The sequence below is a fragment of the Microcoleus sp. B4-C1 genome (genome assembly GCF_036705285.1).
Taxonomy (GTDB): domain Bacteria; phylum Cyanobacteriota; class Cyanobacteriia; order Cyanobacteriales; family Microcoleaceae; genus Microcoleus.
This window is the reverse complement of record NZ_JAUBUC010000146.1, coordinates 1-9856: the sequence shown is the minus strand read 5'-3', so window position 1 is coordinate 9856 and position 9856 is coordinate 1. Positions and strand designations below refer to the sequence as shown.

The 9856-nt window shown below is 43.6% G+C and carries 16 protein-coding genes; 5 read left to right on the top strand and 11 right to left on the bottom strand.

Annotated elements, in window-relative coordinates; all coding sequences use genetic code 11:
* Positions 1 to 149 precede the first annotated feature (149 nt).
* Both QUB26_RS30495 and QUB26_RS30490 read right to left on the bottom strand, forming a co-directional pair.
* Entirely contained in the window at positions 150 to 362 is a 213-nt protein-coding gene (locus QUB26_RS30495) for a hypothetical protein (RefSeq protein WP_333321055.1), read from the bottom strand.
* Positions 343 to 564, bottom strand: coding sequence for a hypothetical protein (locus tag QUB26_RS30490; RefSeq protein ID WP_333321052.1), 222 nt, complete (start codon positions 562 to 564; stop codon positions 343 to 345). The genes QUB26_RS30495 and QUB26_RS30490 overlap by 20 nt, the downstream gene beginning before the upstream one ends.
* Before the next feature lie 346 nt (positions 565 to 910).
* Here QUB26_RS30490 and QUB26_RS30485 point away from each other — a divergent pair, with 346 nt between their 5' ends.
* Positions 911 to 1207: a KGK domain-containing protein gene (locus QUB26_RS30485; RefSeq protein WP_333321050.1), complete on the top strand. Its 297-nt coding sequence runs from the start codon at positions 911 to 913 to the stop codon at positions 1205 to 1207.
* Here QUB26_RS30485 and QUB26_RS30480 read toward each other — a convergent pair.
* From QUB26_RS30480 to QUB26_RS30465, 4 genes are all read right to left on the bottom strand, one after another.
* Positions 1204 to 1563: a hypothetical protein gene (locus QUB26_RS30480; RefSeq protein WP_333321048.1), complete on the bottom strand. Its 360-nt coding sequence runs from the start codon at positions 1561 to 1563 to the stop codon at positions 1204 to 1206. The two genes, QUB26_RS30485 and QUB26_RS30480, sit on opposite strands and share 4 nt — an antisense overlap.
* On the bottom strand, positions 1545 to 1835 hold the full coding sequence (locus tag QUB26_RS30475) for a hypothetical protein (RefSeq protein WP_333321046.1): 291 nt from the start codon (positions 1833 to 1835) through the stop codon (positions 1545 to 1547). The genes QUB26_RS30480 and QUB26_RS30475 overlap by 19 nt, the downstream gene beginning before the upstream one ends.
* A gap of 4 nt (positions 1836 to 1839) precedes the next feature.
* Entirely contained in the window at positions 1840 to 2511 is a 672-nt protein-coding gene (locus tag QUB26_RS30470; protein WP_333321044.1) for a hypothetical protein, read from the bottom strand.
* A gap of 107 nt (positions 2512 to 2618) precedes the next feature.
* Entirely contained in the window at positions 2619 to 2939 is a 321-nt protein-coding gene (locus QUB26_RS30465; protein WP_333321042.1) for a hypothetical protein, read from the bottom strand.
* 176 nt (positions 2940 to 3115) lie between these two features.
* Between QUB26_RS30465 and QUB26_RS30460 the strand changes: the two genes are divergently transcribed.
* Positions 3116 to 3325, top strand: a complete 210-nt coding sequence (locus QUB26_RS30460) for a hypothetical protein (RefSeq protein ID WP_333321040.1) — start codon at positions 3116 to 3118, stop codon at positions 3323 to 3325.
* On the opposite strand, the gene QUB26_RS30455 is transcribed toward QUB26_RS30460, so the two are convergent.
* From QUB26_RS30455 to QUB26_RS30435, 5 genes are read right to left on the bottom strand one after another with little or no spacing between them, the layout of a single operon-like run.
* Complete coding sequence (locus tag QUB26_RS30455; RefSeq protein WP_333321038.1) at positions 3317 to 4846, bottom strand: hypothetical protein; 1530 nt, start codon at positions 4844 to 4846, stop codon at positions 3317 to 3319. The genes QUB26_RS30460 and QUB26_RS30455 overlap by 9 nt on opposite strands.
* A complete protein-coding gene (locus QUB26_RS30450; protein ID WP_333321036.1) occupies positions 4846 to 5322 on the bottom strand; it encodes a hypothetical protein in 477 nt (158 codons plus the stop codon). The genes QUB26_RS30455 and QUB26_RS30450 overlap by 1 nt, the downstream gene beginning before the upstream one ends.
* A gap of 12 nt (positions 5323 to 5334) precedes the next feature.
* Positions 5335 to 6834: a hypothetical protein gene (locus QUB26_RS30445; RefSeq protein WP_333321034.1), complete on the bottom strand. Its 1500-nt coding sequence runs from the start codon at positions 6832 to 6834 to the stop codon at positions 5335 to 5337.
* On the bottom strand, positions 6827 to 7654 hold the full coding sequence (locus QUB26_RS30440) for a hypothetical protein (protein ID WP_333321032.1): 828 nt from the start codon (positions 7652 to 7654) through the stop codon (positions 6827 to 6829). The genes QUB26_RS30445 and QUB26_RS30440 overlap by 8 nt, the downstream gene beginning before the upstream one ends.
* A gap of 1 nt (position 7655) precedes the next feature.
* A complete protein-coding gene (locus tag QUB26_RS30435; protein ID WP_333321029.1) occupies positions 7656 to 8204 on the bottom strand; it encodes a hypothetical protein in 549 nt (182 codons plus the stop codon).
* A gap of 212 nt (positions 8205 to 8416) precedes the next feature.
* Between QUB26_RS30435 and QUB26_RS30430 the strand changes: the two genes are divergently transcribed.
* The 3 genes from QUB26_RS30430 to QUB26_RS30420 are packed head-to-tail and all read left to right on the top strand — an operon-like array spanning position 8417 to position 9719.
* Positions 8417 to 8989 carry a tyrosine-type recombinase/integrase gene (locus tag QUB26_RS30430; protein ID WP_333321027.1) on the top strand — a complete coding sequence of 191 codons (573 nt, stop codon included), beginning with the start codon at positions 8417 to 8419 and terminating at the stop codon, positions 8987 to 8989.
* 5 nt (positions 8990 to 8994) lie between these two features.
* Positions 8995 to 9333 carry a hypothetical protein gene (locus QUB26_RS30425; protein WP_333321025.1) on the top strand — a complete coding sequence of 113 codons (339 nt, stop codon included), beginning with the start codon at positions 8995 to 8997 and terminating at the stop codon, positions 9331 to 9333.
* Positions 9333 to 9719, top strand: coding sequence for a pyocin knob domain-containing protein (locus QUB26_RS30420; protein ID WP_333321023.1), 387 nt, complete (start codon positions 9333 to 9335; stop codon positions 9717 to 9719). Before QUB26_RS30425 ends, QUB26_RS30420 begins: the two co-directional genes overlap by 1 nt.
* Positions 9720 to 9856 lie beyond the last annotated feature (137 nt).

The window sequence follows — 9856 nt, the reverse complement described above, 5'->3', positions numbered from 1 at the left end:
CCCTTTCCCTCTAACCCACTCGTCACCCGGTCGCTGCCAATTCGCACAGCCGGAAGTCGCCAAAAAGTCGATCGCCTCGCCAGTCGGATAAATTAGTTGCAAATTCCCGCAAATCAAGTTTGGCGATTGAGCTAATTGCATTGTAAAAATTAGTTTGTGCATTTTATTTTTTCCTTAATTTGTTCGATTAAATTTTGAATTTCTGCGAGTGTCTTTTTACCGCTTACCAAATCTCGCAAGTTACCGATAGTCATCCCTTGAATGTAGCCGTACTCTTTGCATAAATCCTCTAAACAATCCAGCAATTGAGACTTACTAGCATTAATACTTTCTAAAAGTTGTTTAGCTTTGTCTATTGTCATATTGCTGCTGTTTGGGAGGCGAAACTAACAAGCCGCCCAATCCCGTAAGAATTGGCGCTAAAAAAGGAAGTAAGGGGGTAGGATTTTCTTTTTGGAAAATTAGAATTATCCCCGCACCAACTAACATGATTACTGAAATGTTTAAGCTAGCGACAGTAAAACGGTAGGAGTATTTGTCCACGTCAAAACCCCGTGTTTTCATTGTTGTACTCGTTTAGTAAATCATCTTGAATTTCATGGATACCTCCCCGCACATGATACCCATGATGGATTTTGAGATAATTTTGAATGTCGCGCACTTCCGCCCTCTGGCTAATATACAGACTTCTAAGTACCGTAAGCTTGCGCTGTATATTAGCTAAAAGCGTAAGAATCCCCCGTGTTATGTTCCAAAGTACAATTAAGCTGATTAACGATGTTAAAAGGGTTCCAATTAAGGATGCAGTGTCTGTAATGTTTTTCATTGCAATAAATGCCAATTACATATTTTTGTTGCAAAAACTAACTTGTGCGTTTATGCTTAGTTTGTCTTTGTCACCAATAAAACTATGGAACCTCAGTTTGAACCATTAGACAGCGAAAATCACGTGTTTTGCGTGTTAGAGCCGGAAGCAACTCTCCATGCTCGCAGCGATAAAACTTATACAACCCATGACTTTTTAGATACTATTTCAAGTTTTTTAAAAAATCACGTGTTTGCGTCAGGCTTCGATTTTTGGACAAAAACGGGTGTGCAGTGCAATTTGCTTAAAGTCGGGTTAAGCGGCTGGGTTACGGGTAAGGTTCGGATCAGAATTATTTTAGAGTTTGCGCCAGACGAATCCGATGATAATAACGCGCCTTAATTTACTTCGACTTTTAAAGCGTATGACGGCTCGCTAATAACCGACCTGCGGAAAGGATAATATCGTTTAACCTGTATTTTGTAAGTTGCTAGGCCGGACTCAACATAATCGGCAAGAACGGGCAAATTCAACAAAATCCGATTTGGCGATGGGTAAACAACAGTTGCTTTTTCTTCAATAGGTAGCTCGCCGTCAATTTGCCACAACCTGCGAACTAACAACCGAGATTTAATTGAAGTAATCAACCCAGCAGAAATGTATGTCAAGCGAATTAAATCTTGGTCAATGGCATTTTGGTTTGTTTGTTGCCACGTCGTTTCTGTTGGAAAAATAATTCCTAAATCGAACCAAGCCATTCGTCACCAAGCTCCCAAAAAGTTGACGAATTCTCATTTTCGTCTGTTAATTCACTATCTAAATAACCGTCAACGAATTCAACATGGTCATTAATTTCACCGCTACACAAATATTCTTTTAATCTGTTAGCGGTTGCTAATTCTGGCAAATGATTGGGATTGCTTTGGATAAGGTGCATAACTTCACAAGTTTTACTTGCCGCTTCTTGGTAAAAAAACGGCAAGTTGGCAAGCGTTTCTGCAAACTCATAATGATGAGGCAGTAATAACACTTTTTTACCCTCCAAATTTACGAGCTTCACCAGCCCCCGACCAACCAGTCGGCAAAGTTGCGCTATCGCTGATAAAAGTTTCAATCCGCAAAGTGGTTTCTGTTGTAGAACGAACTATAGAAGCACGTCCAGGGCGTGGTAAGTCAGCGCGTACCAGTAGGCTACGGAATTCTAAATCAGTATTAGGAATAGTAATTCCTAACGCCGTCGCTTCCGCTGTTGAAATCTTGTTAAATTGTTGCGCCGGCATCCGCCAAGCCCAATTTAGCCCTGAAGTTGTTACAACGACCAACACACTGCCTTTTGCCGCTTCTCCTCCAGCGATCGGAGTTCCAAAAGATGCGGATTTTTGAACAATTCTTCCTTGAAAAACTTGTCGTCTAACAGTTTGCCATTTGCGGGTTGCAAGTGCTGTCGCCAAAGATGAAGAAGAACAAAGAGAAGTGATTCCTTCTTTTCTCTTTTTCAATCGTGCAGGTCTAGGGCGACCATTCACCCCTGTCCCTACAAAAACAGGTTGATTGCCACCAACTAAAGTTTCAGCAGGCACTTGACCTAATTCTGAGACTTCACTAGCGTCTACATTCGTTTTGAAAACGTAGAAAGCGTTAATGCTTCCTATAAGCATATTGACTGCTCGTAGATTTCGCTCTCCATAAATATTGGTAATAGCCATTTTTTTGAGGGTTTAAGTAATTAGTGTGAACTGATTTTAGAATTTAATTTCTTCTACCTATTTACAAAGTAGAAAAAATCAAATTAGCCAAAGTAGAAAAAATCAAATTAGCCAATGAGCGGGTAAACGTCTGTTACTGCACTTTGTTGAAAGCTTGTAACCGTGTAAGTTTTTGCTCTTACAATTTCAGTGGTAGTAGTTTGTCCGGGTGGCCAAAAAATAGTTTGTTCATTGCCCAATCCCACGGTTAATGACAGAACATCTGAACCGTCTGGCGCGGTTGCGTTAAAAGCGGCTTGAGTTGCATTAAACGCATCTAGCATATCAACAAGCACTTTAATCGCTTGGGCAGTCCCTGGGTAGGCGGTAGGATCGAGGGTGACGCCGGCAGGTAAATTAGCAGAAAGTTCGGCAATGGTAATTGACATAGATTTTTGTAGAGGTTGCTGTGCTTTGTAATTTCACCTTAAGAGTTTTGTTCTTGTGTTGTCAATAGCTGTATCCCTTGCGCTGAGCAAGTTTAAAACTACAGAGTATTATGTGGAACCCTAGGGTTCTGCAATAGCACTTACGATCAAGTTGACACTATGTAAATTTTTGTAACATGAATTTAACCCTTTACCCAAAATTGAGCACGCGCAGCAAAAAAGCCCTAACCCGTAAAAATGGTCGGTGGGGAAAACCCTATAAATACACACCTCGCGGTAATTTGTTAAAACGTCTAGCAATTGAGACAGGCTTGACTGTAGAGCAAGTATGGCTGCAACTACAAAAAGAACGAGAATATTTGATTGCCCAAAATTATTTAACCTAGCAGTGGCAAGTTAGCAGGTTCACTGTCTGGCCATAATTCAAATTTTATTCGCTGCTCTTCCCATACGTTGCCTGCTATATCTTCTCTGCCTTCTAAATCAGTTGCGCGTTTTTTCCAAACTAATACCGCTTTGCACGGGTAAACAATGTAAGGAAGAGAGCGCCGACGCGAAGTAGGATCGATGTACCCAGAGTCCCGTGCTCCATTTGGCAAAATTTCAGCGGTTGAGAGTTTAAGTAGCTCTTTAATTTTTTGAAGCCCTTCATTTTCTGTGCTTGCATAACATTGCATCTGGCGACCGTTATCCAGTCGCGCGGTTATAAGTCGCTGGCCACTGGTATATTGTTTTGCCGCCAATTTCACTTCTTCCCACGTTAAACCGCGCTTAATTCCTGGAATTGTAATTTCGCGACAGCGCGCCCTTTTACCTGATGGCATTTTCCACGGCGGGGCTGTTTTTTCTCGAAATTCAATAATTAAAGTCCGTTCTTGAACACCGGGAGTTATGTAGTCGTCGGCTGCCCCCCCATTAATCAAGACCCCTACATCTCGGTTGTTGAGCATTTGATGAGTTGCCAGCACGTTAACGATCGTCGGTCGCAGTACAGCTTCCGGGCCGCTAAGGATGATTCGTTCATCTGGTGCGCTGCGATCGGGCGTAACTTCCACAGTGCGATCGACCCCAAGCACAGAAACATTTTGCATTGCTTGTTGCGCTAGCCAAGCATCAATGCCCCCAGCAACTGCAAAACCCGCCTCTATACAGGCTTCCGAGCCTTCCTCCAGCATTTCTTCTGTGAAATTGCGCCAGAAAACGTTAGGGATTGATTCAATTTTTTCCTCTACTGCTTTGGCGATCGTCCAAGATTCGCCAGTTCCCCAGTTGTCAACTGTTCCCGAACCAAGGACAGCCCGTAAACCCTTGCCGAAAATATTATTAGGGTCTTTGAGTGCGCGCCGCACATCCTTATAGAGCCAGAGAAATGTTGCCTGAGTACCCATGCGAAAACTGGCATTGATTACTTCGCTAGCGGCGTCTAGCAGTTCGTCAAGCGCTTGCTCGCCAACTTCCTTTAACAAGTGAGTACCGAGCGACTGATTAAAACTAAAAACTGCCGCTGCCGGAACTACCCCGCAACCAATCCAACCGATCGCCCGCCCGACAGCACCGCCCAAAATTCCTCCAAAAGAATTCCACAAGCCCTCGATTTGTTTGTCGATCGCAGTGTCCGACATATTCCAGTCGAAATTATAAAGAAATTGCACACCGCCCACTACCCAACTCCAGAGCTTAGTAAAGCTAAAAGAAATTGCACTACCGATTACTGAAATTAAAAAATTACCAAAACGAAGAGCGCCATTAAAAACAGTCTCTAAAAACCCGCCGCTACTTGACGTAGTAATAGCACTCGCTGACCAAGTTCTGATTAAGTTTCCACCCGTTGAACTTGAGCGAATTTTTCGAGATGCTAAATCTTTTAAAATCATCCCTATTTTGGGAATTGCTTGAGCAGTTGCCATTAGTTATCTTTCCCTGCTTGTGCGATGTTGTCGCCGATTTGTCGAATCCGAGGGCGACGGTCTACTGTCCGGCCGTAAGGGTTTTGCGTATCAGTGATTCCTGTAACAGTTGTAAATCCGTTCTCCATCTTGTCCAGTGAATCTTCAAAGCTGTCTGTAGTTTTTTCTTGCCCGTCATCGCCTGTTGGATTTGTGGGGTTTTTAATAGACTTTGCTAAATCAACAGTGCCTTTTAACAAAGCTAATAATTGAGATTTTGTATCTTTTTTGGTATCGATGCGCTGCCAATGTACGGCGCGTATCACGGCTGCTGCTTGCAACAAATCCAAGAAAATGTCGCGCAAAGTTTCTTTTTCTGTGTAATCCAGCCCTTTAAGATGCAACTCCGATTCTTTAACTAAATCGTGTATTGTTTCAGCGCCAGGGGTGAAAGAGATAGGCACACTTACATCAATTTCTTGAGTCTTGAAAGCCATATACTTAATGATTTACTTTGAGGCTAAGTAACCTTTAATTGCTTCTTGGCGAGATAATCCTGATTCGACGAGATTCTTGGTAGTGATAGCAATTAACGCATCAATGTTAGTTGTTAGCGAGAGCATTTGACCTTCTATTTCAGCAATAGATTCTGCTAAGTTGGGAAACTTAACTTGTTTGCCTTGATCGCCTTCTTTGGTAACGTCTGAATCCTTGACATTTATCTGCACTTCCCACTGCCCCCAGCGCTCATCATCACGCCGAAATTGCCAGTCTAATAAACTGACTAAATCTGGAATCGGCTCCTGTGGCGGTTCTGCGGGCTCCTCTCCCTCATTCGGGACTTCTTGAATAATAGTTGCAGGCAGTTGACCGGGGAATCTGGCGAGTCCTAATTTTTTATAAATTTCTCTTAAAAACTTGAGGTTTTCCTGACAGCAAGTATCCACTATTTGCCTCCTTGGTGGTGGGTTTGGAAAAGGCAGACCAGCAGGAGGCGTTGCCGGGTTTTGATTTGTCGAACAATCAAAATCAATTATTGTTATGGCTTGCCCATCTAGCATCCAAACTGCGTTTTCTATTGCACTATAAAGAGATTCTAGAGCTTGAGAATCAGGATTCAACCAGGGATTAGCTGGAATAGCAACGCGACGATAAAATAATTGATAGTTGGTTTGAATTAATCGGCTTCGCCAGTTAGCCTGAAAAAAGGCTGAGTTATGGTTTCTTTTTGATTGAATGCCCGTATAATGATAAATCCCATCTATACTAGCGTCGCCTATAAGAATATCTGAAATCTCATCTGATACTGACGTTGAAGTTTCCCAGTAGGCGTTTTTGTCTACTATCCCCCCCCCTCCAATTTGAGGAGAAGATATATATTCAATTCCTCCTACAACTGATGACAAACTAATTTGCAGGGCTTGACATCCTGCTAGCTGACCCATTGGAACTCTAGTACCCACATTTAAAGAGGGAGAGGGAATTGTCGGTGTTGGTGTTGGCGTCGGTAATGGATCTTTCTTTGGGGACTGCAGACCCAAGCTTAATTCGATAGGCGTACCAGGAATTTGCAGGGTAAATTCTACCCCGCCATCGCCTTCATTGGAAGCTGAAATATTAATTCCTAAGCCTCCGATTTCACCCCCAATGCTTCCCCCTATAATTTCCCCGGTATTGGTATTGATGTTTACGCCGCCACCAATTCCTAAAAAGCCACCGGGAAGCTCGGCACTTCCAGCAATAGAAATGCTGGCTTTTGAAGGATCGACGTAACTTGGATCCCCACTGACATCAATGCCGATTGGACTTACCTCGACAGATACGCCACCAGTTACGGAGACACCGCCAATATTTCCAACTTCTTGAGTAATAGCAATTCCGCCGCTAGTCACTGATGGTTGCGTTTTCCGCCCCATCTCTGGGCCGCTGCTATCTTTGCCAAGATTTATCGCGTTTGAGCCCCTTGTAGCACTTGGGGACAAACCCGACTTGGAACTGACCCTAGACATAACTCGCCTCGACTCCCGATATGCGGGAAGGGCCACCGTCTGCGATCGCCCAAAGTTCCCCGGTCAGCGTTTGCTCGGTCAAATTCCCGCCACCGTTGGGAGCCAAGTAAATGCCGGTGCCAACTGCCACGCTGGAATTGCCGGCAATCCAAACGTCCGAATTTCCTGTATTTGTGGCGTACAAGATAGCGCGGTTGGCGTTGGCTGTTCGGAATCTTGTAGATGTTGCTGGTGGAATGTCGATTCCGTAGGGCAAACCGGTGCCGATCGTCCTCACTTGCGGTTTTGCAATTAAATCAATATTGAATCTAAAATCACCTTCAATATTTATATAATCGCCACTACCAAGTACACCATGCCCATAATTAATAATAGAAAGCCCTAAGCTATCATCAGGGCTTAATAGCTTTAACTGGTTAATTGTTAGGTACGGGATTGTAAAAGGAATTGTGGTTTCACGCCCTTTATTTTGAAGCCTTGCCGTTGCCAGAGTTGACCAGGCTCCGTTCCCTTTTTTAGCGTGAAATCTTAATCCTACAAATGGATAATTTTCCTCAACTACAAGCATCGCAGCGATTTTATCGGCTGCGTTCATTTCGGGAAATATTTCGGGGAAAGGGGCTTGCTGATAGGAAGGTAAGTAGATAGCACCGCTCAAAGCTTCTAGGTAAAAGCTTTTGCCTAAATAGTAGGAAGTTGATAAAGAATCATATTCAGTGAAAGCGTTAGCGCAGTTTAATATTTCAATAATGCCCGTACCGTCAGCACTGGTAATATTGCGTCTAAAAGTTCGCGTGTTTTCTAGTTGGTTTTGTGCCATTTTAATTTAGAAACACCTTTCCTTCAAGGACAGAGCCGCCACCGGGCAACGTAATTATTTCCATCGGGAATTCCAGCAGTGCGCTAAACGTGGCGTTACTTCCACCGCTGGCGGCCAGTGTATGAGTGCAGCGGGTGATCACAGTTTTTTCGGGGCTGAGTTTTCGTGCTGGATCGAGTTCCAGTATTTTGAGCGCGACTACTCCCTCCATTGCTGCTTGAGCTAAGTTTGCTGCGGTGCTGTCACCCCCAGTACCGCTGGTAAATGTGGAGCCTGTAAGGTAATGGCTGGCAGTGTAATTTGTACTGCCGTTTGCTGCGTTGGTTGCCACTACGTTTAGAAGCAGGTCAATAGCAGCGGTCTTTGTGGATAGATTTGCTGTGATAGTTACGCGATCGGTTCTTTCAGCAATTCTTACTAAATTATCTTCTTCCTGTTCTAGCAATCCTAAAATTCCGTATACATAACGCTCTTTACTTGCCGGGCCTTGCGGATCGGAGTAGCTCTTGCCAGAAACAGAAGCACTCGCGCCGGGAAGATGAATCGCCATAAATGATTTAATATAATTCTTACTTCTCAAGTTTAAGTAAGATTACAATGCCTATTGGTAGGCTTCTAAATTCTTAAGAAGTTGCTGAAATAGATAAATCAACAACCTTTCTCAATTTGGAAACCACGTGACAAAAAAGGTTTGGCGCGCTAGAATAAAAACAGCAACCAAAAAGTTGTTATTATTGCAGGATTTGCACGGAATCGACAACTGTGAAAATAGCGGGGATTGGACAAGCTACGCCCTTGTCCCAGTTAACTTTTAATCAAATAAGCGACAAATTTACAACGGATGTCTATAAACTTTTTCTGGGAATATCTTGGTACACTGGGGAAAGACCTGGAACGATTCTAAAAATAGATGTTAACCACATCTACCAAAACGTGGCTAAACGTCAGCCGCGTGACAGCGTGATATACCCTGCGGCTAATCGCAAAGACAGGCAGACTAGGGAGTTGACTATTCACCGGGCGCTCAAATTAATGCTTGCTGCTTATCGGCCGCCGGAATCAGGCTTGCTTTTCCCTTCTTTATATATGGCTGACAAGCATTTAAGTCTTCAAGCTGTAGATAAAGCTTTTAGGCGCGCGGTGAAAAAAGCAGGGTTAGAAAATCAAGGATTCAGTCTCTACTCGGCGCGACGTGGTTTTATTACTCACTTAAATGAGCAGGGTTGCAGTGTAAAAGTAATCCAAAAAGCAACGGGGCATAAAAGTATATCTTCGTTAATGAGGTATATCGAAGTATCGGATGCACAAGTAAAAAACGCAATTGATAATTTTTAAAATTTATGGGACTTGTTAATTTAAGCCCTTCTAATATCGCCGTAAACATTGCCGAAGATATTAGAAATTCGGATACAGTAACGGCGGTAAGCGCAACCGCAACGAGTAGCGTAGCGCTTGCAGCTAATCCAAATAGGGGAAATTATTCGATTTACAACGCCGGAATTGTGACGGTATTTATCCGAGAAAGTGCAACTGTTACGGCTGCACTTTACAAGCATCCAATCCCTCCCGGATATCTATTTGAGCAAGAATTTACGGGCTCGCGATATTTGGGGGCGGTGAGTGTCATCACTGCCAGCGGAACCTCTAGTCTGATGGTGTCAGAAAGCACCCTCCTATAATGGGCAAGCTAATAAACTTAAACCCAGTCAACCCGATCGCCGATGCAGATATTCCTGCAAGCATTGCTCGTGATAGTGAATTTCAGGCAGCCGACGCAGTAATTGCCAATAAATCCCTTTCTTTGCAGCCTCGAAGCGCTGGTGCTAACATAGATGCCAACACGGCTATATCAGGGGTGGCGGCTGGATTTAAATGGATCGATGGTGGTGGCATTTTGAGCAATTTTCCGGGCGGTTTTACGGGATGCTTGATTCAATTCGATCCACTATTTGGAGAAAATATTGCCGGCCTATACATGATCCAGTTCCACAGCAGTGAAGGTAAATTATATTTTAGAAGTCAAAACAATGGATCTTGGAGTGCTTGGCGTATTTTAGATTTGTAATGCGGATCATCTCTTTAGTAAATGAGCAATTTCAGCCGGGGAAATTCCGGCTGCTAAGAGCGATCGCACTTCCTGCACTTTTGCCTGAGCGATCGGCGAATCGGTATTGCCCCCGCGAATATGAATGTGTTTCATCC